The organism is Bradyrhizobium sp. BR 10289, from assembly GCF_019455385.1.
Classification (GTDB): domain Bacteria; phylum Pseudomonadota; class Alphaproteobacteria; order Rhizobiales; family Xanthobacteraceae; genus Bradyrhizobium.
Window position 1 is genome coordinate 87,513 of sequence record NZ_JACOFR010000019.1, and the last position, 21,033, is coordinate 108,545.

General features: G+C 64.5%; 18 protein-coding genes. 11 read left to right on the forward strand and 7 right to left on the reverse strand.

What is annotated here, in order from left to right; translation table 11 throughout:
• The first annotated feature begins 240 nt into the window (after positions 1-240).
• Together alaS and HYH08_RS26750 are read left to right on the forward strand one after the other, a co-directional pair.
• On the forward strand, positions 241-2,919 hold the full coding sequence (gene alaS / locus HYH08_RS26745) for an alanine--tRNA ligase (protein WP_220012820.1): 2,679 nt from the start codon (positions 241-243) through the stop codon (positions 2,917-2,919).
• A gap of 5 nt (positions 2,920-2,924) precedes the next feature.
• Positions 2,925-4,151: a cyclic nucleotide-gated ion channel gene (locus HYH08_RS26750; RefSeq protein ID WP_220012821.1), complete on the forward strand. Its 1,227-nt coding sequence runs from the start codon at positions 2,925-2,927 to the stop codon at positions 4,149-4,151.
• A 4-nt stretch (positions 4,152-4,155) separates the two neighbouring features.
• Here the strand turns inward: HYH08_RS26750 and HYH08_RS26755 are convergent, their stop codons facing one another.
• Entirely contained in the window at positions 4,156-4,662 is a 507-nt protein-coding gene (locus HYH08_RS26755; protein ID WP_220012822.1) for a DUF3455 domain-containing protein, read from the reverse strand.
• 98 nt (positions 4,663-4,760) lie between these two features.
• Positions 4,761-5,975: an NADP-dependent isocitrate dehydrogenase gene (locus HYH08_RS26760; protein ID WP_220012823.1), complete on the reverse strand. Its 1,215-nt coding sequence runs from the start codon at positions 5,973-5,975 to the stop codon at positions 4,761-4,763.
• A gap of 348 nt (positions 5,976-6,323) precedes the next feature.
• Here HYH08_RS26760 and HYH08_RS26765 point away from each other — a divergent pair, with 348 nt between their 5' ends.
• Entirely contained in the window at positions 6,324-7,523 is a 1,200-nt protein-coding gene (locus HYH08_RS26765) for a TrmJ/YjtD family RNA methyltransferase (RefSeq protein ID WP_220012824.1), read from the forward strand.
• 21 nt (positions 7,524-7,544) lie between these two features.
• Here the strand turns inward: HYH08_RS26765 and HYH08_RS26770 are convergent, their stop codons facing one another.
• Together HYH08_RS26770 and HYH08_RS26775 are read right to left on the reverse strand one after the other, a co-directional pair.
• Positions 7,545-7,928 carry a nuclear transport factor 2 family protein gene (locus tag HYH08_RS26770; protein ID WP_220012825.1) on the reverse strand — a complete coding sequence of 128 codons (384 nt, stop codon included), beginning with the start codon at positions 7,926-7,928 and terminating at the stop codon, positions 7,545-7,547.
• Positions 7,929-7,970: 42 nt separating this feature from the next.
• Entirely contained in the window at positions 7,971-8,723 is a 753-nt protein-coding gene (locus HYH08_RS26775; protein ID WP_220012826.1) for an SDR family NAD(P)-dependent oxidoreductase, read from the reverse strand.
• A 115-nt stretch (positions 8,724-8,838) separates the two neighbouring features.
• Here HYH08_RS26775 and HYH08_RS26780 point away from each other — a divergent pair, with 115 nt between their 5' ends.
• On the forward strand, positions 8,839-9,735 hold the full coding sequence (locus tag HYH08_RS26780; RefSeq protein WP_220012827.1) for a LysR family transcriptional regulator: 897 nt from the start codon (positions 8,839-8,841) through the stop codon (positions 9,733-9,735).
• Positions 9,736-9,859: 124 nt separating this feature from the next.
• On the opposite strand, the gene HYH08_RS26785 is transcribed toward HYH08_RS26780, so the two are convergent.
• Entirely contained in the window at positions 9,860-10,510 is a 651-nt protein-coding gene (locus HYH08_RS26785) for a TetR/AcrR family transcriptional regulator (protein WP_220012828.1), read from the reverse strand.
• 246 nt (positions 10,511-10,756) lie between these two features.
• Between HYH08_RS26785 and HYH08_RS26790 the strand changes: the two genes are divergently transcribed.
• From HYH08_RS26790 to HYH08_RS26800, 3 genes are read left to right on the forward strand one after another with little or no spacing between them, the layout of a single operon-like run.
• Positions 10,757-11,299 carry an OsmC family protein gene (locus HYH08_RS26790; RefSeq protein WP_063682428.1) on the forward strand — a complete coding sequence of 181 codons (543 nt, stop codon included), beginning with the start codon at positions 10,757-10,759 and terminating at the stop codon, positions 11,297-11,299.
• 36 nt (positions 11,300-11,335) lie between these two features.
• Positions 11,336-12,448 (forward strand): acyl-CoA dehydrogenase family protein, encoded by a 1,113-nt coding sequence (locus HYH08_RS26795; RefSeq protein ID WP_220012829.1) that lies wholly within the window; start codon positions 11,336-11,338, stop codon positions 12,446-12,448.
• Between the two features lie 49 nt (positions 12,449-12,497).
• Positions 12,498-13,376, forward strand: coding sequence for a sulfurtransferase (locus HYH08_RS26800; RefSeq protein WP_220012830.1), 879 nt, complete (start codon positions 12,498-12,500; stop codon positions 13,374-13,376).
• A 209-nt stretch (positions 13,377-13,585) separates the two neighbouring features.
• Here the strand turns inward: HYH08_RS26800 and HYH08_RS26805 are convergent, their stop codons facing one another.
• Entirely contained in the window at positions 13,586-15,520 is a 1,935-nt protein-coding gene (locus HYH08_RS26805; protein ID WP_220012831.1) for a sigma 54-interacting transcriptional regulator, read from the reverse strand.
• Positions 15,521-15,680: 160 nt separating this feature from the next.
• Here HYH08_RS26805 and HYH08_RS26810 point away from each other — a divergent pair, with 160 nt between their 5' ends.
• From HYH08_RS26810 to cynS, 4 genes are all read left to right on the forward strand, one after another.
• Entirely contained in the window at positions 15,681-17,060 is a 1,380-nt protein-coding gene (locus tag HYH08_RS26810; protein ID WP_220012832.1) for a CmpA/NrtA family ABC transporter substrate-binding protein, read from the forward strand.
• A gap of 148 nt (positions 17,061-17,208) precedes the next feature.
• Positions 17,209-18,048, forward strand: coding sequence for a nitrate ABC transporter permease (ntrB, locus tag HYH08_RS26815; RefSeq protein ID WP_220012833.1), 840 nt, complete (start codon positions 17,209-17,211; stop codon positions 18,046-18,048).
• 5 nt (positions 18,049-18,053) lie between these two features.
• Positions 18,054-18,977: an ABC transporter ATP-binding protein gene (locus tag HYH08_RS26820; protein ID WP_220012834.1), complete on the forward strand. Its 924-nt coding sequence runs from the start codon at positions 18,054-18,056 to the stop codon at positions 18,975-18,977.
• A gap of 73 nt (positions 18,978-19,050) precedes the next feature.
• On the forward strand, positions 19,051-19,533 hold the full coding sequence (gene cynS / locus HYH08_RS26825; RefSeq protein ID WP_195784626.1) for a cyanase: 483 nt from the start codon (positions 19,051-19,053) through the stop codon (positions 19,531-19,533).
• Positions 19,534-19,594: 61 nt separating this feature from the next.
• On the opposite strand, the gene purB is transcribed toward cynS, so the two are convergent.
• Positions 19,595-21,028 carry an adenylosuccinate lyase gene (gene purB, locus HYH08_RS26830; RefSeq protein ID WP_220012835.1) on the reverse strand — a complete coding sequence of 478 codons (1,434 nt, stop codon included), beginning with the start codon at positions 21,026-21,028 and terminating at the stop codon, positions 19,595-19,597.
• Positions 21,029-21,033: the final 5 nt, after the last annotated feature.

The window sequence follows — 21,033 nt, forward strand, 5'->3', positions numbered from 1 at the left end:
TTGCGCTGATACGGCAACCCACTGATCCGGCTGCACAGTTTCTGGACAGGAAAGCTGGCCTTGTCTAAAAGCGCTGTGGCCCGCAGATATCAGCCAAATCACCGGTTTGGATGGCGGATTTGCGGGTTCTAAAGCGTGATGAGAGGCATCGCGCTTTGGCTCTTTGTTTGAGCATGATCTTTCCGGAAAACCGCTTCACACTTTTCCGGATCATGCTCCAGCACACCCGATTGGATGAACATGAGCGGCGTCAACGAGATCAGGTCGACCTTTCTGAACTTCTTTGCCGAGAACGGCCACGAGATCGTTCCGTCCTCGCCATTGGTGCCGCGCAACGATCCGACGTTGATGTTCACCAATGCCGGCATGGTGCAGTTCAAGAACGTCTTCACCGGCGTCGAGAAGCGGCCCTATCAGCGCGCGACGACGTCGCAGAAGTGCGTGCGCGCCGGCGGCAAGCACAACGACCTCGACAACGTCGGCTACACCGCGCGCCATCTCACCTTCTTCGAAATGCTCGGCAACTTCTCGTTCGGCGACTATTTCAAGGAGCGCGCGATCGAGCTGGCCTGGAAGCTCATCACCAAGGAATACGGGCTGAAGAAGGACAAGCTGCTCGTCACCGTCTACCACACCGACGACGAGGCGGCTGGCCTCTGGAAGAAGATCGCCGGCTTCTCCGACGACCGCATCATCCGGATTCCGACCTCGGACAATTTCTGGGCGATGGGCGATACCGGCCCGTGCGGTCCGTGCTCGGAGATCTTCATCGACCGCGGCGATCATATCTGGGGCGGGCCTCCCGGCTCGCCGGAAGAGGACGGCGATCGCTTCCTCGAATTCTGGAATCTCGTGTTTATGCAATACGAGCAGGTGACGAAGGAGCAGCGCGTCGACCTGCCGCGTCCGTCGATCGACACCGGCATGGGCCTCGAGCGCATGGCCTGCATCCTCCAGGGCGTCGACAGCGTGTTCGAGACCGACCTGTTCCGCCATTTGATCGATGCGACCGCATCCGCGCTCGGCAGCGGGCCGACCGAGCAGACTGCCGCCTCGTTCCGCGTCATCGCCGACCATCTGCGTTCGTCGGCCTTCCTGGTTGCGGACGGCGTGCTGCCGTCGAACGAGGGCCGCGGCTACGTGCTGCGCCGGATCATGCGCCGCGCCATGCGCCATGCGCAGCTGCTCGGCGCCAAGGAGCCGCTGATGCATCGCCTGGTCTGGGCGCTGGTCCGCGAGATGGGCCAGGCCTATCCTGACCTGATGCGCGCGGAAAATCTGATCGAGGAAACGCTGCGGCTGGAAGAGACCCGCTTCCGCAAGACGCTGTCGCGCGGCCTCGCCATCCTGGACGAGAAGAGCGCGTCCTTGAAGAAGGGCGATATGTTCGACGGCGACGTCGCCTTTACGCTGTACGACACTTATGGTTTCCCGCTCGATCTCACCCAGGACGCGCTGAAGTCACGCGGCATCGGCGTCGATCAGGCTGCGTTCACCGACGCGATGGAGCGGCAGAAGGCCAAGGCGCGCGAGTCCTGGAAGGGTTCTGGCGAAGCGGCCTCCGAAGCGATCTGGTTCCCGCTGCGCGAGAAGCTGGGTGCGACCGAATTTTTAGGCTATGAGACCGAGAGCGCCGAAGGCGTAGTGTCCGCGCTGGTGAAGGACGGCAAGGAAGTCACCAGCCTCAAGGCCGGCGAGACCGGCGCGCTGGTGCTGAACCAGACGCCGTTCTACGCGGAATCTGGCGGCCAGGTCGGCGACACCGGTGTGCTGACGGGTGAGGGCGGCATCAAATTCCGCGTCACCGACACCCAGAAGAAGCTCGGTGATTTCTTCGTTCACATCGGCACGGTCGAGAGCGGGGAGCTGAAACTCGGCACGGCGCTGCAGCTCGAGGTCGATCATGCAAGGCGGTCCTCGATCCGCGCGCATCACTCGGCGACGCATCTCATCCACGAGGCGCTGCGCCAGGTGCTCGGCGACCACATCGCCCAGCGCGGCTCGATGGTCGCACCCGATCGGCTGCGCTTCGACTTCGTGCATCCGAAGCCGATTACGGCGGAGGAGCTCGCCCGCGTCGAGGACATCGCCAACGACGTGGTGCTGGAGAATGACGAAGTCACCACGCGCGTCATGGGCGTCGACGAGGCCCGCGAGGCCGGCGCCCGCGCCTTGTTCGGCGAGAAATACGGCGATGAGGTCCGCGTGGTCTCGATGGGCAAGACCGCGCGCGAGCGCGGCGCCAACGCGCTCGGCTGGTCGGTCGAGCTGTGCGGCGGCACCCATGTCAGGCGCACCGGCGACATCGGCCTGATCACGCTCACCGGCGAGAGCGCGGTGGCCTCCGGCGTGCGCCGTATCGAGGCTTTGACCGGCAACTACGCGCGAAAACATGCCAATGAGACCATGGCGCTGGCGAAGACCGCGGCCGCCGAGCTCCGTACCTCGCTCGACGACGTCCCCGCGCGCATCACCGCGCTGATGGAGGAGCGCAAGAAGCTCGAGCGCGAGCTCTCCGATGCCCGCAAGAAGCTGGCGATGGGCGGCGGCGCCTCTGCCGGTGGCGGCGCAGCCTCGGGTGTGCGCGAGGCCGGCGGCGTCAAGCTGATGGCGCGTGCGGTCGAAGGCATCGAGATGAAGGATCTCAAGAGCCTCGCCGACGAGGCCAAGAAGCAGATCGGCTCCGGCGTCGTTGCCATCGTCGGCGTCACCGAGGACGGCAAGGCCGGCGTCGTTGTCGGCGTCACCGCCGATCTCACCGCGCGCTTCAACGCGGTCAATCTGGTGAAGATTGCCTCCGAAACGCTCGGCGGGAAGGGCGGGGGCGGGCGGCCCGACATGGCGCAGGCCGGCGGCCCCGATGGCGCCAAAGCAACCGAGGCGCTGGCGGCGATCGAAAAAGCGATGGGGGCTACGTAAGTCCCATGCGCCTCGTTCCGCGAGGACGTGGGCTTCGCGATCCCGACTTGCGGGATCGCCTCTACGAATTGCTGGAGCACGATCCCTTGGCCTATTCGGCCGGGTCGCGCTTCATCCAGATCATCATCAGCGTCATCGTGCTCAATGTCGCCGCGATGATCCTCGCCTCGGTGCCGGAGCTGGACGAGCAATACGGCACGTTGTTCTCGGCGATCACGATCTTGTCCGTGATCGTGTTCGCGCTGGAATATGCCGCGCGGCTATGGACCGTGGCAGGACACACCCAGCGCAAAGGCTCGGCCGTCGCCGACCGGCTCGGCTATATCTTCTCTGCGCTCGGCATCATCGACCTCATGGCGTTCCTGCCCGCCGCGGTCGTGCTGGTCACCGGCCGGCATGCGACGCTGGCCGCGCTCGGCGTGCTGCCGTTCTTCAAGCTGATCCGCTATTCACCCGCGATGCGCTCGCTGCTCGCCGCTGTGCATGCCGAGCGGCGAGCGCTGATTGGCTGCGTCGTCATCCTGACCGGCGCGGTGCTGACCTTCGCCTCGCTGCTCTACGCGATCGAGCGCGACGTGCAGCCGGATAAGCTCGGCACCATTCCGCAGGCGATGTGGTGGGCGATCGTGACGCTCGGCACGGTCGGCTATGGCGATGTCGTGCCGCTGACGCCGCTCGGGAAGATCATCTCCACCTTCGCCATCATCAGCGGTTTTGCCATGATCGCGCTGCCGGTCGCGATCATCTCCACCGCGTTCGCCGAGGAAGTGAAGCGTCGCGATTTCGTCGTGACCTGGGGCATGCTGGCGCGGGTGCCGCTGTTCTCGCATCTGTCGGCCGCGGAGATCGCCGATATCATGCGGCTGCTCCGCGCGCGCACCATCGAGCAGGGCGAGGTCCTGGTCCGCCGCGGTGATGCGGCCTCGTCGATGTATTTTATCACCGCCGGCGAGGTCGAGATCGCGCTGCCGAGCCAGCATGTGCGGCTTGGCGACGGCACCTTCTTCGGCGAGATCGCGCTGCTGCACAAGACAAAGCGCAGCGGGACGGTCACGGCGAGGCGCAAGACGCGGCTGCTGGTGCTCGATGCCCAGGATTTTCACGCTCTGATCGCGCGCATGCCGACGCTCGCCGAGCACGTCCACACCACCGCCAAGGCGCGGCTCGCCGACACCGGCGATCTCGCGCTGGCTGAGCTCGCACAGGGAGAGCAGGAAAGCTCGGATCGCTGAGCGATCAGTCCTTCCTGAGGAAGACGTAGTCCGCCGAGTACGGCGCGCTCTTGAAATCACCCGCCTTGTCGCAGGCACCATCGAGCTTGCCGCCACGGGTGTTGATGCGCTGGACGGTGGTCACGGGCGTCAGCACGCCGCTGCCCCGGCGGGAGGCGACCTCCAGCTTGAGCCAGGGAATATCGGCAGGCGTTGCGCCTGGCGCGTTGCCGATGACCTTGCCGACGACGGCGCTGCTGTCGGCGAGCTCCCAGTTCGGGCCGGCATAGTGGCGGCCGATGGTCTTGCCTTCGGAGAGCAGGGTGGCGATGGGCTCGCGGAAGGTCCAGGCGAGCTTGCCGTCGGCGGTGGCCTTGCACTCATAGACCTGCGCGCCCTCGGCATGGACGCTGAGCACGACGCTCTCGCCGGCTGCGGCAATGGCCTCTGGCAGCGTCTCGGCCGCGGAGGCGGGGCCGGCCATGGCCGCGAGCAAAAGCATGGAGGAGACTGCGAACTTGATGGTGGACATGGGGGGCTCCGCACAATGGCATCAAAAACGAATGGGCCGCGCCTGTGCGCGGCCCATCATGATGTCTAACCCCGGTCGGGCGAAAATAATGCGCAGGCTTATGCCGCCAACGCTTTTGTGAGGTTCTCGGCGACCTTGTCCAGGAAGCCGGTGGTCGAGAGCCAGCGCTGGTCGGCGCCGACCAGCAGCGCGAGGTCCTTGGTCATGTAGCCGGCCTCGACGGTGTCGACGCAGACCTTCTCGAGCGTGGAGGCGAACTTGGCGAGCTCGGCATTGTTGTCGAGCTTGGCGCGATGGGCGAGGCCACGGGTCCAGGCGAAGATCGACGCGATCGAGTTGGTCGAGGTCTCCTTGCCCTTCTGGTGCTCACGGTAGTGGCGGGTCACGGTGCCGTGGGCAGCTTCTGCCTCGACGGTCTTGCCGTCGGGGGTGAGCAGCACCGAGGTCATCAGGCCGAGCGAGCCGTAGCCCTGCGCGACGGTGTCGGACTGCACGTCGCCGTCGTAGTTCTTACAGGCCCAGACATAGCCGCCGGACCATTTCAGCGCCGAGGCCACCATGTCGTCGATCAGGCGGTGCTCGTAGGTCAGGCCCTTGGCGTCGAACTCCTTCTTGAACTCCTTGTCGAAGATCTCCTGGAAGATGTCCTTGAAGCGGCCGTCATAGACCTTCAGAATCGTGTTCTTGGTCGAGAGATAGACCGGGTAGTTGCGCAGCAGGCCGTAGTTGAACGAGGCGCGGGCGAAGTCGATGATGGAGTCGTCGAGATTGTACATCTCCATGGCGACGCCGGCGCCGGGAGCCTTGAACACCTCCTTCTCGATCACGGTGCCGTCCTCGCCGACGAACTTCAGCGAGAGGGTGCCCTTGCCCGGGAACTTGATGTCGGTGGCGCGGTACTGGTCGCCATAGGCGTGGCGGCCGATGATGATCGGCTTGGTCCAGCCAGGAACGAGGCGGGGCACGTTCTTGCAGATGATCGGCTCGCGGAAGATGCAGCCGCCGAGGATGTTGCGGATGGTGCCGTTCGGCGACTTCCACATCTGCTTGAGGTTGAACTCCTTCACCCGGGCTTCGTCCGGGGTGATGGTGGCGCACTTGACGCCGACGCCGACCTTCTTGATCGCCTCGGCGGCGTCGATGGTCACCTGATCGTTGGTGTGGTCGCGGTACTCCATGCCCAGGTCGAAATAGAGCAGCTCGACATCAAGGTAGGGGTTGATCAGCTTGTCCTTGATGTACTGCCAGATGATCCGGGTCATCTCGTCGCCATCGAGTTCGACGACGGGATTGGATACCTTGATTTTTGCCATGGTCGGAGAAGCCCTCTTGGGAACGGCGCCGTTGGCGCCAATTTGAATATCCGCCGCCTCTTAGCACCTGATAGCAGCGGGCGAAAGCCAAGTGATTATGCACTTTTAGCTCATCCAGCTTCCACAGATGGGGGACCGGCCGGCCGCCGCGGCGGGGCCGGGGCTGAGGTTTCGGGCGAGATTCAAAAACCGAATCCAACCCGTTATTTCCCTTGAGAATTTTGTCAGGACAGGCAAACGACAGGCTGAATGGACGGCCGGCCCAGCACCGGGCCTCGGCCGGCTTTGAATCAATTCCTGAAGAAGGCCCTGGCAAGGCCTTGAGCGACAGAGTGAAAGCGAAACCAGATGTCGGGGACTGACAAGAGCAAGGCGGGCCTGTCCCTCGACGGTCCCATCGTGATCCTGGTCGAGCCGCAGCTCGGCGAGAACATCGGCATGTGCGCGCGCGCCATGGGCAATTTTGCGCTGGGCGCCTTGCGCATCGTCAACCCCCGCGACGGCTGGCCCAACATCGCGGCCCAGCGGGCGGCGGCGGGCGCCGACCACATTCTGGAAAAGGTCGAATTGTTCGACACCGTGGAGCAGGCGGTGGCCGATCTCGATTTGCTGTTCGCCACCACCGCCCGGCCGCACGACCAGGCCAAGCCGGTGGTCGGACCGGAAGCCGCGGCCGGCGAGATCGCCGGGCATGTTGCGGCTGGCGGCAAAGCCGGCATCCTGTTCGGCCGCGAGCGCTGGGGCCTGACCAACGAGGAGGTCGGGCTCTCCAACCGCATCATCACCTTCCCGGTCAATCCGGGCTTTGCCTCGCTGAACCTTGCCCAGGCCGTGCTGCTGGTCGGCTATGAATGGTTCAAGCGGGCCACGTCCGGGGCGCTGCCGCATGCCATGCCGGAGCGCTCCGAGCGCGCCTCGCAGCACCAGATGCAGGCCTTCTTCGACAATCTCGTGCGCGAGCTCGACAAGGTCGAATTTTTGCGTCCCGCCGAGAAGCGCGACACCATGCTGGTCAATTTGCGCAACATCTTCACCCGGATGGAGCCGACCAAGCAGGACATGCACACCTTGCACGGCGTGGTGATGGCGATCGCGGAAGGGCGCAAGGGCCCGGCCAAGGGCGGCGTGCTCGACGGCGAGCAGGCGACGCGCCTGCGCGCGCTGCTGGCGGAGCACGGCCAGGGCGGCGGCGTGCCCGACAGCGGCTCGACCGTGCGCGGCCTTGCCCGCCTGCTCCGCCGCAACCCGACCGACGCCGAGCGCCTGCTCTGGCAGGCGCTCACGCGGGACCGCCGCTTTGCCGGCCAGTTCAAGCGGCAGACGCCTGTGGGCCGCCACATCCCGGACTTCGTCTCGTTCCCGCACCGGATCGCGATCGAGCTGGTCAACCCGGGCGAGGGTGAGACCATTGCGGCGGACCGCGCGGGGCGGCGGACGTGGCTGAAGGCGCGGGATTATCGGGTGATCGACATTCGCGCGGCCGACGTGGAGCGGGATCTCGAGACGGAGCTGGCGCGACTGCAGGGGATGATGGAGCAGGGCGCTTAGGTTTTGCCTCGCGCAATTCGCTCACTTCCCCGGTTGGTCGAGGAAGACGTAGAGCGCGGCGATCCGCCCGTCTCGCACGATGATCACGTCCCATCCGGTGTAGTCGGGCGCTTCGTCGCGAGGGCCTGAAGTCCAGGCCAGTCGTCCGGCATTGTGGAGCGCTTGCGGCTCGCCGGTCGGCGTGTAGACGAAGTGCGGATGCGTGGCGCGCAGGTCGCCGGCGAACTTGTCGATCGCCTCGCGCCCGACAAGGACACCGGGCGGGACGTACAAGGCGCCGTCCTCGGTCCAGAGTTCGTCGATGGCGGCCCGGCGACGCTTTGCGTCGCCTTCGCCAAATACCTCCTGAAGATTGCGGTGAAGCAGTTCGTGAATGCGATCCGCAGATTCATTGGTCCTGGTCATGGTACTTCTCTGATCTCGATGAATGGCGTGACAATCGCGTTGTTAGATCTGCGTCTGACCACCATCGACGAAGAGCTCGACGCCGTTGACGAAGCTCGACTCGTCGGAGGCGAGGAACAGCACGGCCTTGGCGATCTCTTCGGGCTGGCCGACACGGCCGGCCGGGATCAGGCCGGCGAGATAGGTCTTGGTGCCTTCCGCCTGCTCGCCGGCGCCGAACAGATGGTTCAGCCCGGGCGTGTCGGTGACGCCGGGGCTGACGGCGTTGACGCGGATGTGGCGATCTTTCAGGTCGAGGATCCAGTTGCGCGCGAAGTTGCGCACCGCGGCCTTGGTCGCCGAATAGACGCTGAAGGCCGGCGTGCCGGAGACGCTCGTGGTCGATGCAGTCAGGACGATCGAGGCGCCGTCGCGGAGCAAAGGCAGAGCCTTCTGCACGGTGAAGAGAACGCCCTTCACGTTGGTGTCGAACGTACGCTGATAGTGCTCCTCGGTGATGGCGCCGAGCGGTGCGAACGCGCCGCCGCCGGCATTGGCGAAGATCGCATCGATCTGCTGGTGCTTCTTCTGCACGGCATCGTAGAGCCGGTCGATGTCGGCAAGATTGGCCATGTCGCCCTGTACGCCGGTCACGCGGCCGCCGATCGCTTTTACGGCCGCGTCCAGCGCGTCCTTGCGGCGGCCGGTGATGAATACCGAGGCGCCCTCGGCGGCAAAAGCCTTCGCGGCGGCAAGGCCAATGCCGCTCGTACCGCCGGTCACCACCACGACCTTGTTGTTGAACCTGTCCGTCATCGTCCGTCTCCGTTGAAAGCATCTGGCAGAAGCGCCGTTGCCCCTCGTAAATGGATGTAGAACGATGATGCCAACAGACGCCAAATATGGCACACAGCGTTCTACTGGAGGAACGATGAGGGCCGATTTGAACGACTTCGCCTATTTTGCCGAGGTGGTGGGGCACGGCGGCTTTGCCGCCGCCGGGAGAGCCTTGCGCGAGCCCAAGTCGAAGCTCAGCCGGAGGATCGCCGGGCTCGAGGAGCGCCTCGGCCTCCGCCTGATCGAGCGATCCAGCCGGCGCTTTCGCGTCACCGAGGTGGGCCAGGCCTTCTATGAGCGCTGCCGCGCCATTCTGGCCGAAGCCGAGCAGGCCGAGGCGCTGGTGACGGAAGCGCAGGCCGAACCCCACGGCCGAATTCGCTTCAGCTGCCCGACCGGCATGGTGGCAGAAATCTCCGGACTGACATCGAGCTTCCTGGCCCGCTATCCCAAGGTGCGCCTGCAACTCGTCGCGGTCGACAGGCCCGTGGACCTGATCGAGGAGCGCATCGACGTCGCCCTGCGCGTTCGGTCCGAACTCGTCGGCGACGCCGCGCTCACGATGCGGTCGCTCGGGACATCCACGCGCATCCTCGTCGCGAGTGCGCAACTGGCAAGCCGCCTGCGAAGTGTGGACGATCTCGCTGCACTCCCGACGCTTGCCACATCCGATGACGACACGCTGGTCGAATGGCATCTGGAGACTGACGATGGGCAGTCTCGCATCCACAGGCACGAGCCGCGCATGGGCTGCGGTGACTTTGGCGCCGTGCGTGATGCGGCGGTCGCGGGCCTCGGTGTTGCGCTTCTCCCTGATCACGTCTGCCGGGACGCACTCGCGCAAGGCAAGCTCGTCCACGTGCTGTCAGACTGGCGCGGCCACCGCGGCACGGTGCATCTCGTGTTCACGACACGACGCGGTTTGCCGCGGGCCGTGCGCGCGTTGATCGATCATCTCGCGGCGGGGTTTTCAAAGACGTTGGTGTCGTAAGATGGATGACCCGAAGGCGTAATCCACCTTACTAGATCTTCGTAGCCCGGATGGAGCGAAGCGTAATCCGGGACGGTGTCCCCGCATTCCGCTTCGCTCCATGCGGGCTACGAGGACAAAGCGCTTACACGGCCTCCAACTGATCAGCGGCACGCTTCTTCTTCGCCTTTGCCTGGCCGAGCAAGGGGCCCGCGGTGAGCGCGGCCGTATCGGCCACGCCGGGATCGCGGGAGATCATTGCAGCTACGATCGCTCCGTCGATCAGCAGGCCGAGCTGGTGCGCGAGCACCGCGGGCTCACTGGAGCCCAGCTCGCCGGCGAGCTTCTCGATATGGCCGAGCACGATCTTCTTGTGCTTGAGCGCGATGTTGCGGAATTGTTTGGCGTCCTTGTCGTGCTCGCCGACCGCGTTGATGAAGGGGCAGCCGTAGAAGCGCTCTTCGGCGAACCAGCTCTTCAGCGCCGGGAAGATGCGTGTCAGCTTGGCCTGCGCGTCACCGCCGCCTTGCTCCATGGCGCCGATGAACCATTCGCGCCATTGCTTGCCTTCGCTCTCCAGCACCGCGTTGACGAGGTTGGTCTTGGAGCCGAACAGCTTGTAGAGCGTCGTCTTCGCAGTGCCGGCTTCCTCGATGATCGCGTCGATGCCGGTGGCGTTGATGCCGTTCTTGCAGAACAGATGCGTCGCGGCGCTGAGCAGCCGCCCGCGCGCGGACTCGTCTTCGCCGGCACCGGCGTGGGTCGAACTGGAATTCTTCTTTGACGTCTTTGCCATGGTGGCAAACTTACCCGCAGCCGTGCCGCATCAGCAAGACGCATCTGTTCCGCGCTGAAAAGATTCGCAGAGAACAAGCCGTCTGCATCGGCTTTGAGCAAGCGGCGGCTGATCAATCCGCAGGCAGGATTCGCTAAGCGGCTTCAATGTCTCGCCTTTTGTTTTTGGCCGGCTCTGGCACGCCCTATGCAAGGAAACAGACCGTTCGGTATCCTGCCGGATTCAACGGCTGCCAGGGAGAAGATGATGACTGCCGTCGTTCAAAAGACAGTGCTGACGGGTTGCCTCGCACCCATCGACAAGAATGGCCTCGAGCAACTGATCGCTAACGGCAAGGCCAATCCGAAGGTCATCAAGACCTTGAAATGCAAGACGGTTGCGGAAGGCAAATTCCGCCACGCCAACTACATCCGCAATCTGCCGCCCTACATCGTCGACGAGCCGCCGGGCCTTCTGGGTGACGATACCGCGCCCAATCCGTCGGAAGCCTCGCTCGCCGCGCTCGGCTCCTGCCTTGCCGTCGGCCTGCACGCCAACGCCGTGCATCGCGGCTGGATCGTCAACAAGCTCGAGCTGGAGCTCGAAGGCGACCTCAACATCACCGCGGTCTGGGGCACCGGCGACATGTCGGACAAGCCCGTTGGTTTCACCGACGTCCGCGTCAAGGTCGACATGGAGTGCGAGGGCATCTCGCCTGACGAGATCAACGCGCTGGTCGCCCATGTGAAGAAATGGTCGCCGGTCGCCAACACGTTTACCCGCCCGGTCAATCTCGAGGTCGGCATCTAGCAGACGGCAATCAGGACAAGGGTGCGGGAGGCGATCATGGGTTCACTGGCTTTATCGCGGGTCGAGACTTTGGATCAGCCCGCACCGTCCATAGCAGGGGAGGTGGCGCGGATTGCGAAGGAGCAGCTCGCGCCGCTCGCCGCCGGCATCGACGCCGGCACGGTCTATCCGGCCGAGGTGCTGCGTGCGTTCGGCAAGGTCGGGGCGTGGGGCAGTCACGTGCCGCACGAAGGGCCCGCGGATTTGCGCTGCGCCATCCAGGCGATGGCCGAGATCGGCCAGGTCTGCGGCGGCACCGCCTTCATGGCCTGGTGCCAGAACACGCTGGTCTGGTACGCCGCCAACTCGACCAACATGAATCTCGCCAAGCGCTTTGGCGACGCGTTTTCCACCGGCCGCGTACTCGGCGGCACCGGGCTCTCCAATCCCATGAAGAGCTTCTTCGGCATCGAGAAATTGAAGCTGAAGGGAAAGAAGGTCGAGGGCGGCTACATCGTCCGTGGTGCGCTGCCCTGGGTCTCCAATCTCGGTCCGGACCATTTTTTCGGCACGATCTTCGAGCGCGAGGACGACCAGGGCACGGTGATGTTCCTGGCCGATTGCGCGGACCCCGCCATCACGCTGACGCCATGCAAGCCGTTCCTCGCGATGGACGGCACCGGCACTTACGGCGTGCAATTCCGCGACGTCTTCGTGCCGGACGAGCTGATCCTCGCCGATCCCGCCGGGCCCTTCGTCAAGAAGATCCGCGCCGGCTTCATCCTGCTCCAGGCCGGCATGGCGCTCGGCGTCATCAAGGACTGTATCAACATCATGGACGAGGTCGACAATCCGCTCGGCCACATCAACCGCTATCTGCCGCAGCAGCCGGTGCATTTCCGCGATCTCGCCGCCGAGCTGGAGGCGGAAACGATGGCGCTGGCGCGCGATCCCTACAATGAAGAGGAGACCTATTGGCGCAAGGTGATTGCGCTTCGGCTTCGCGCGGGCGAAGCCAGCGTCGCGGCGGCGCATGCCGCGATGCTGCATTGTGGCGCGCGCGGCTATCTCAAGAGTCACCGCGCGCAGCGTCGCCTGCGCGAGGCCTATTTCGTCGCGATCGTCACGCCGGCCACCAAGCAGCTGCGCAAGATGCTCGCCGATGCCTGAGTTCTACGAGTCCACCTGAAGACCCCCCAACCTCAACGGAGAGGCTGCCATGACTGACGTCCTGATCACTGCCGTCGAACTCGCCGATCTCTTGAAAACCGAACCGTGTGTCGTCATCGACACCCGCAATCCCGATGCCTACGCCGCTGGCCATCTCCCCAATGCCGTCAACGTGCACGAGATCTTCACCTTCCTCGCGACCTCGACGCCGGAAGGCATGGCTGAGCTGAAGACCAAATTCGCCGACGCGTTCGGTGCGGCCGGTCTGTCCGGCAAGGAGACGGCTGTGATCTACGAGCAGTCGATGAACTCCGGCTTCGGCCAGTCCTGCCGCGGCTATTACCTGCTCACCATGCTAGGCTATCCCAAGGTGAAGGTGCTGCATGGCGGCTTCGATGCCTGGTCGGCCGCGGGTTTTCCGGTGACGAAGGATGTGCCGACGCCGACGAAGGCTTCGTTCTCGATCGTGCCGGAAGCCGGCGAGATCCTGATCGACGCCAAGACCATGCTCGCCGCCGTCGGCAAGCCCGGCATCGCCATCCTCGACGTCCGCGATGTCGACGAGTGGATCGGCGACAGCTCGTCTCCGTATGGGAAGGATTTCTGCCCGCGCAAGGGCCGCATCCCCGGCGCGGTCTGGCTGGAATGGTACCGCATGATGAAGCCGACCGCCGAAGGCCCGCGCTTCAAGTCCAAGGATGAAATCCTGGCGGAATGCGCCACCGTCGGCATCTCCACGACGACGCCGGTCTATCTCTACTGCTTCAAGGGCGCGCGCGCCTCGAACACCTTCCTCGCGCTCAAGAACGCCGGCGTGAAGGACGTGCGGATGTATTTCGGCTCCTGGAACGAATGGTCGCGCGATCCGTCGCTGCCGATCGAGCAGGGGCTGCCGATCGCAACGGAGGTGACGACCAAGGCGGCGTGAGCCGCCAGCGGCCGCAGCGTTCGGTCCACCTCTCCCCAACGGGGAGAGGTCGGATTGCTTCGGCGCGCAATTGCGCGCCTGAGCAATCCGGGTGAGGGGGCGCCGTACTCGGTGGAACGGAAACCCCTCACCCGGATCGCATCTTTCGATGCGATCCGACCTCTCCCTTCGGGAGAGGTGTTCCCCGTCTCACATCGAGCCGATCAAGACTATCCTGCTTTAGCGGCCCGCGCCCCGTGGGCGATCCCCAGCGCCTTGATCCGCGAGGCCAGCGTGGTCGGCTTGATGTCGAGCAGTTCGGCCGCGCCGCCGGGGCCGAATACTTTTCCGGCGCAGGCTTCGAGCGCGGCCAGAATGTTGGCGCGCTCGTGGTCGCGCATTTCCGCTGACGTCATCACCGCTGGACGTGCGTCGGTCTTCTGCCGCGCGGCGCCGCTCGGCGCTTGCATGCCGGTGCTGTCGGGCAGGTCGATCCGTAGCCGCCCGTTCTGCGACAGGATCGCGGCGCGCTCGATCACGTTCTGCAATTCGCGGACATTGCCGGGCCAGTCGTAGCGGGCGAGCCGCCGTGCATCACCTTCGGAAAGACGCAGGTTCGATTTCAGCGCCTTACCCTCGCGCGTGAGGAAATGCTGGGCGAGCAGGGGAATATCCTCGCGCCGTTCGCGCAAGGGGACGGTCTCGATCGGAAAGACGTTGAGGCGGAAATAGAGATCCTCGCGGAAACGGCCGCGCTGCACCTCTTGCTTGAGATCGCGATTGGTCGCGGCGATGACGCGGACGTCGACCGTGCGGGTGCGCTCCTCGCCGACGCGCTCGAAATTGCCCTCCTGCAGCACGCGCAGCAGCTTGCCTTGCAATTCGAGCGGGATCTCGCCGACCTCGTCGAGAAACAGCGTGCCGCCGTCGGCGAGCTCGAAGCGGCCGATGCGGTCGCGCATCGCGCCGGTGAAGGCGCCGCGGACATGGCCGAAGAACTCGCTCTCGAACAATTCGCGCGGGATCGCCGCGCAGTTGACGCGGATCAGCGGCCGGTCGCTGCGGGTGGAATCCTCGTGGATCGCGCGCGCGATCAGCTCCTTGCCGGTGCCGGATTCGCCGGTGATCATCACCGCCGCCGTGGTCGGCGCCACCAGCTTGACCTGGCGCAGCGTCTTCTGGATCGCCTCGCTGCCGCCGATGATGCCGCGCGGATTGGTCTCGATGCGGATTTCCTCCTGGAGGTAGGCGTTCTCCAATTCGAGCCGTTCGCGCAGGCGGTCCACTTCGGTGAGTGCGGCGTGCAGCTTCTCGTCGGCCTCGCGGCGCTGGCTGACGTCGCGAAACACCACGACCGCGCCGACCACGACGCCGCGGTCGCGGATGGGCGTGGAGGTATACTCGACCCAGGCCGGGGAGCCGTCCTTGCGCCAGAACACCTCGCCGTCGACCTGATGGACGGCACCGTCGCGGAACGCCGCATAGATCGGGCAGTCGTGGTCGTGATAGTGGGTGCCGTCGGGATGCGTGTGATGGACGATCGGGTGGATTTCCTTGCCGACCAGTTCCTCCGCGGTCCAGCCGAGCATGCGCTCGGCCGCGGGATTGACGAAGGTGGTCTTGCCTTCGGCGTTGACGCCGTAGATACCCTCGCCGGCGGCGCGCAGGATCAGCTGGTTCTCGCGCTCGATGTCCTGGAACACGCGCTCGACCCGCTGCCAGGTCGCAATCCCGCTGCGCATGTGGTCTTCGGCGGCGGCATCGACGTTGCGGCGGCGGCGCGCGTCGAGATCGGTCAGGATGAGCTGCACCAGCGTGCGCCCGTCATGCGGCAGCACGCTGCCGGCATATTCCAGCCGGAGGGTTTGGCCGGTGGCATGGCGAGGGGTGAGCGCCGTGGTCCAGTAGGCGCCCTTGTGCAGCACGGCTTGGGTGAAGACGGTGAGGGCCGGAAGCTCGCCGGCGTGCAGCGTACTCGCCTTGGTCTGCCGCAGCAGCGCGCGGTCGTAGCCGAGCAGGGCGCAGGCGGCAGGATTGGCGTCGATAATCTCATCGCCATAGGGGTCGACCAGCAACGTCGCCTCGACAGAGGATTCGAAGGCGGCGACACGGGGGTCGATCGCCGGGGCCACGTCATCGTGGGCGAGCATTGGCGTCGTTGCCATTGCGAAATCTCGTAATTGAACTACGAGATTTCGTTTATCACGAGTTTTCGTAGTGGCCAAGTCACAGCGAAAACGCTGCGTCATCAAGGCACTGGCTGCTCCCAAGGCGGTGGCACACTCCTTGCGTAACCCGTCCGTGCAATGACGCAGGGGAGCTCCGATGTCCACGTTCGACAATCCGTTTGATCCGAACCGCAACCTTCGAGCCGGCTGTGTCTGTGGCCAGCACCAATCCGCGGCGGAGCATGAGCAGGCCACGGCGCTGGCTTGCGAGACGGTCGAGAGCGAAGAAAAGCGCTACGAGGGAGTCGTCGCCTCCGCCGTAATGCGCGCGATGTTTCCGCAGGATGTGGCGCGGCGCGCCTTCCTGAAGTCGGTCGGTGCATCGACGGCGCTCGCGGCTCTCTCGCAATTCTTTCCACTCAAGACGGCGACGGAAGTGTTCGCGCAAACCGGCGCGCCCGAGAAGAAGGACCTCAAGGTCGGCTTCATCCCGATCACCTGCGCGACGCCGATCATCATGGCGGCGCCGCTGGGGTTCTACTCGAAGCATGGTCTCAATGTCGAAGTGGTGAAGACCGCCGGCTGGGCCGTGATCCGCGACAAGACCATCAACAAGGAATACGACGCCGCGCACATGCTGGCGCCGATGCCGATCGCGATCTCGCTTGGTCTTGGTGCCAACGCCATTCCCTTTGCCGTCCCTGCGATCGAGAACATCAACGGGCAGGGCATCGTGCTGGCGACCAAGCACAAGGACAAGCGCGATCCGAAGGACTGGAAGGGCCTGAAATTCGCGATCCCCTTCGACTACTCCATGCACAATTACCTGCTGCGCTATTATCTCGCCGAGCACGGTCTCGACCCCGATACCGATGTGCAACTGCGCTCGGTGCCGCCGCCGGAGATGGTCGCGAATTTGCGCGCCGACAACATCGACGGCTTCCTTGCGCCCGACAACATCTGCCAGCGCGCGATCTATGACGGCGTCGGCTTCATGCACTTGCTCTCCAAGGAGATCTGGGACGGCCATCCTTGCTGCAGTTTTGCCGCCAGCCGCGAGTTCATCACGACGGCGCCGAATAGCTTTGCCGCGCTGACCCGCGCCATCGTCGATGCCACTGCCTATGCGTCGAAGGCGGAGAACCGCAAGCAGATCGCGGAAGCGATCGCGCCCGCCAACTACATCAACGCGCCGGTCACGGTGCTGGAGCAGGTCCTGACCGGCACCTATGCCGACGGACTTGGCGGGGTGAAGACCGACGCCAAGCGCGTCGATTTCGATCCATTCCCGTGGCAGTCCTTCGCGGTGTGGATGCTGACGCAGATGAAGCGTTGGGGCCAGATCAAGGGCGATGTCGACTACAAGGCGGTGGCCGAGCAGGTCTACCTCGCCACCGACACCAAGAAGCTGATGACGGAGATGGGCCTGTCGCCGCCGGCGAGTGCCTACAAATCGTTCGCGGTGATGGGCAAGACCTTCGATCCGGCCAAGCCCGAGGATTACCTCGCCAGCTTCAAGATCAGGAAGGCGTCGTGATGATCTCCGCTCTCGTGTCCCGGACGCGATGCAGCACGCAGTGCTGCTTCGCAGAGCCGGGACCCAGCTTGTCCGCATGGGTCCCGGTTCTGCGTCGCACCGCTTCGCGCTGCGCCGCGCCCTGGACACGAAACCTGGGATATACGAAATGACATCCTCCCTCCGCCTCCGCGCCGGCCTCGTCTCGATTGCGCTGCTCGCCGCGTTCCTCGGCATCTGGCATCTCGCCACGCGCTCGACGGCGCCGGTGGCGACGATGAGCCCGGAATACGCCAAGCTGATGGGCCTGACCGCCACGCAGGGCAAATCCGCCATGCCCGGTCCGCTCGATGTCGGCGCAAAGCTCTGGGAGCATTTCAAGCGGCCGTTCTACGATAACGGGCCGAATGACAAGGGGCTCGGGATCCAGCTCGCTTATTCCATCGCGCGCGTCGGCACCGGCTATCTGCTGGCGGTGCTGGTTGCGATCCCGCTCGGCTTCCTGATCGGCATGTCGCCGCTGCTGAGCAAGGCGCTGGATCCCTTCATCCAGGTGCTGAAGCCGATCTCACCGCTGGCCTGGATGCCGCTCGCGCTCTACACGATCAAGGATTCCTCGATCTCGGCGATCTTCGTCATCTTCATCTGCTCGATCTGGCCGATGCTGCTCAACACCGTCTTTGGCGTGGCGAGCGTGCGCAAGGAATGGATCAACGTCGCACGCACGCTGGAGGTCGGCACCGTCAGGCGCGCCTTCACGGTGATCCTGCCCGCGGCGGCGCCGACGATCTTGACCGGCATGCGCATCTCGATCGGCATCGCCTGGCTCGTGATCGTCGCGGCCGAGATGCTCGTCGGCGGCACCGGCATCGGCTATTTCGTCTGGAACGAGTGGAACAACCTCTCGATCACCAATGTCATCATTGCGATCCTGCTGATCGGTGTCGTCGGCATGCTGCTCGACCAGATCCTGGCGCGGTTCACGCGCATGGTGACGTTTCCGGAGTAGGGGCAGTGACCGACAAATTCGTCTCCATCGAAGGCATTGCGAAACGCTATCCGGGCGCCAATGGCGCCACCACCACTGTGTTCGAGAATCTGTGGCTGTCGATGGCGCGGGGCGAGTTCTGCTGCGTGATCGGCCATTCCGGCTGCGGCAAGACCACCGTGCTCAACATCCTCGCCGGCCTCGATACGCCGAGCGAGGGCGCCGTCATCGTCGACGGGCAGGCGATATCAGGCACCAGCCTCGACCGCGCGGTGATCTTCCAGAGCCATGCGCTGCTGCCCTGGCGCACCGTGCTCGGCAATGTCTCCTACGCCGTGAGTTCGAAATGGCGCAGCTGGGATCGTGCCAAGGTCAAGGCGCATGCGCAAAAGTTTATTGACCTGGTCGGTTTGACCGGCTCGGAGCACAAGCGGCCGTCGGAACTGTCGGGCGGTATGAAGCAGCGCGTCGGCATCGCCCGGGCGCTGTCGATCACGCCGAAGATGATGCTGATGGACGAGCCGTTCTCGGCGCTCGACGCGCTGACGCGTGGCACGCTGCAGGACGAGGTGCGGCGGATTTGCCTGGAGACCGGGCAGACCGCGTTCATGATCACCCATGACGTCGACGAGGCGATCTATCTTGCCGACAAGATCTTTCTGATGACCAACGGACCCGGCGCGGTGCTGGCCGAGGTCGTCGAGAACCCGCTGCCGCGGGATCGCGGCCGCACCGATCTGCACCGCCATCCGCTCTATTACGCGCTACGCAATCACATCATCGATTTCCTGGTGACGCGCAGCAAGACCTTCACCACCGAGAAGCCCGATCATGATCCGCGCAATGTGCCGGTGGTGCGGATCGGCAAGCCCGGTTTGACGATCGCGTCAAACGGCGAAGAGCAACGACAGACCTGGACGCCCGGGACCACCCCCGGACTGACTGCCTGATTTTGTAGACGCATGATCTACGGAAAACCGCTTCACACTTTTCCGGATCATGCTTTTGAAGGGAGACCTCAACATGAAGCGCGAAGACCTCACCGAAAAACTGCTCGACATCAAGCGCGAGAAGGGATGGACCTGGAAATACATCTGCGAGAAGATCGGCGGCTATTCGGAAGTGCTCATAACAGGCGCAATCCTCGGACAGATGAAGTTGACAAAGCCGCAAGCGGCCAACGCGGCTGAGCTATTCGGCTTGTCGAAGGCCGAGACGGCGATGCTGAACGAAACGCCGATGCGCGGCATGCCGATGCCGCCGACCGATCCCCTGATCTATCGCTTCTACGAGCTGGTGATGGTCAATGGCCCGGCCTGGAAGGCGTTGATCGAGGAAGAGTATGGCGACGGCATCATGTCGGCGATCGACTTCGACATGGTGATGGAGCGCCTGCCGAACCCCAAGGGTGATCGCGTCAAAATCACGATGTCAGGCAAATTCCTGCCGTACAAATATTACGGCGCCAGCGGCAACGTGCCGGAGTATGGATTCAAAGAGGGGTGAGTGGCGAATTGCGAATAGCGAATGGAATCTGTTCCATTCGCTATTCGCTACTCACCATTCGCTAGAGAATCGCGCCCGGCGCGTAGCCGGCTGCCACAGGATTGGCCTTCGCCAGCGCATCGACCTGCTCGGCGAAATGATCGACTTGCGCGCCGGCATCGCCCGAATTGGCGCGGCCGTGATCGAGCACGCGCTCAAGCTCGGCTTCGCTGAGGCCGAGACGCTTGTCGGCCGCGAGGCGCTGAAGCAAGTCGTTCTGCACGATCTTGCCGGTGCGGAGGTCGCGGATGGCCGCGACCGCGTGCTCCTTGATCGCCTCGTGCGCGCCTTCGCGGCCAGCGCCCTTCTTCACCGCTTCCATCATCACCGTGGTGGTGAGCAGGAAGGGCAGATAGCGGTTGAGCTCGGTCGCGACGACGGCGTCGAAGATTTCCATCTGGTCGAGCACCGAGAGCAGGGTCTCGAGCAGGCCGTCCATGGCAAGGAACGCGTCGGGCAGCATGACGCGGCGGACCACGGAGCAGGAGACGTCGCCCTCATTCCACTGGTCGCCGGCGAGCCCGGCGGCCATCGCGAGATAGCCCTTCAGCACCACATGCAGGCCGTTGATGCGCTCGCAGGAGCGGCTGTTCATCTTGTGCGGCATCGCCGACGAGCCGACCTGGCCTTTGGCAAAGCCTTCGCTGGCAAGCTCGTGGCCCGCCATCAGCCGCAGCGTCTTGGCGAAGCTGCCGGGGCCGCTGGCGAGATCGACCAGCACGCTGACCGCGCGGAAGTCGAGGCTGCGCGGATAGACCTGGCCGACGGCATCGAAGCTCTTGGGCAGGCCGAGATGGACGAGGATGCGCTGCTCGAGCGCACGCGCCTTGCCGGCATCGCCATTGAACAGGGTGATCTGGTCGAGCCGCGTGCCGACCGCGCCCTTCAGCCCGCGCGCGGGGTAGGTGCCGAGCACGTTGACGAGGCTCTGATGCGCCAGCAGCAACTCCTCGCCGAACATGGCGATGCGCTTGCCGAGCGTCGTGACCTGCGCGGCCACGTTGTGCGTGCGCGCGGTGAACGGGATATCGCGCAGCTGTTTTGCATGCCTGGCAAAACGGATCAGCGCGGCGATGGTCTTGGTCTCGATCAGCTGCAGTCCGCGATAGACCTGGAGCTGCTCGACGTTCTCGGTGAGGTCGCGGCTGGTCATGCCCTTGTGCAGATGCTCGTGACCGGCGAGCTCGCAGAACTCCTCGATCCGCGCCTTGACGTCGTGGCGGGTGATGCGCTCGCGGCGCATGATGGAGGCAAGATCGACTTGGCCCTTGACCCGCTCGTAGGCCTCGATCACGCCATCTGGCACCGGGATACCGAGATCGCGCTGACCTTTCAGCACGGCGATCCAGTAGTCGCGTTCGAGACGAACCTTGCCTTCGCCGCTCCAGATGGCGCGCATGGCGGGCGAGGCATAGCGCTCGGCGAGGACGTTGGAGATGTGATCTTGCTGGGACATGCCGC

Bases quoted from the DNA above. Each gene is read 5' to 3' on its own strand.
- alaS (WP_220012820.1), top strand. From the start codon at position 241: ATGAGCGGCGTCAACGAGATCAGGTCGACCTTTCTGAACTTCTTTGCC.
- HYH08_RS26750 (WP_220012821.1), top strand. From the start codon at position 2,925: ATGCGCCTCGTTCCGCGAGGACGTGGGCTTCGCGATCCCGACTTGCGG.
- HYH08_RS26755 (WP_220012822.1), bottom strand. From the start codon at position 4,662: ATGTCCACCATCAAGTTCGCAGTCTCCTCCATGCTTTTGCTCGCGGCC.
- HYH08_RS26760 (WP_220012823.1), bottom strand. From the start codon at position 5,975: ATGGCAAAAATCAAGGTATCCAATCCCGTCGTCGAACTCGATGGCGAC.
- HYH08_RS26765 (WP_220012824.1), top strand. From the start codon at position 6,324: ATGTCGGGGACTGACAAGAGCAAGGCGGGCCTGTCCCTCGACGGTCCC.
- HYH08_RS26770 (WP_220012825.1), bottom strand. From the start codon at position 7,928: ATGACCAGGACCAATGAATCTGCGGATCGCATTCACGAACTGCTTCAC.
- HYH08_RS26775 (WP_220012826.1), bottom strand. From the start codon at position 8,723: ATGACGGACAGGTTCAACAACAAGGTCGTGGTGGTGACCGGCGGTACG.
- HYH08_RS26780 (WP_220012827.1), top strand. From the start codon at position 8,839: ATGAGGGCCGATTTGAACGACTTCGCCTATTTTGCCGAGGTGGTGGGG.
- HYH08_RS26785 (WP_220012828.1), bottom strand. From the start codon at position 10,510: ATGGCAAAGACGTCAAAGAAGAATTCCAGTTCGACCCACGCCGGTGCC.
- HYH08_RS26790 (WP_063682428.1), top strand. From the start codon at position 10,757: ATGACTGCCGTCGTTCAAAAGACAGTGCTGACGGGTTGCCTCGCACCC.
- HYH08_RS26795 (WP_220012829.1), top strand. From the start codon at position 11,336: ATGGGTTCACTGGCTTTATCGCGGGTCGAGACTTTGGATCAGCCCGCA.
- HYH08_RS26800 (WP_220012830.1), top strand. From the start codon at position 12,498: ATGACTGACGTCCTGATCACTGCCGTCGAACTCGCCGATCTCTTGAAA.
- HYH08_RS26805 (WP_220012831.1), bottom strand. From the start codon at position 15,520: ATGGCAACGACGCCAATGCTCGCCCACGATGACGTGGCCCCGGCGATC.
- HYH08_RS26810 (WP_220012832.1), top strand. From the start codon at position 15,681: ATGTCCACGTTCGACAATCCGTTTGATCCGAACCGCAACCTTCGAGCC.
- ntrB (WP_220012833.1), top strand. From the start codon at position 17,209: ATGACATCCTCCCTCCGCCTCCGCGCCGGCCTCGTCTCGATTGCGCTG.
- cynS (WP_195784626.1), top strand. From the start codon at position 19,051: ATGAAGCGCGAAGACCTCACCGAAAAACTGCTCGACATCAAGCGCGAG.
- purB (WP_220012835.1), bottom strand. From the start codon at position 21,028: ATGTCCCAGCAAGATCACATCTCCAACGTCCTCGCCGAGCGCTATGCC.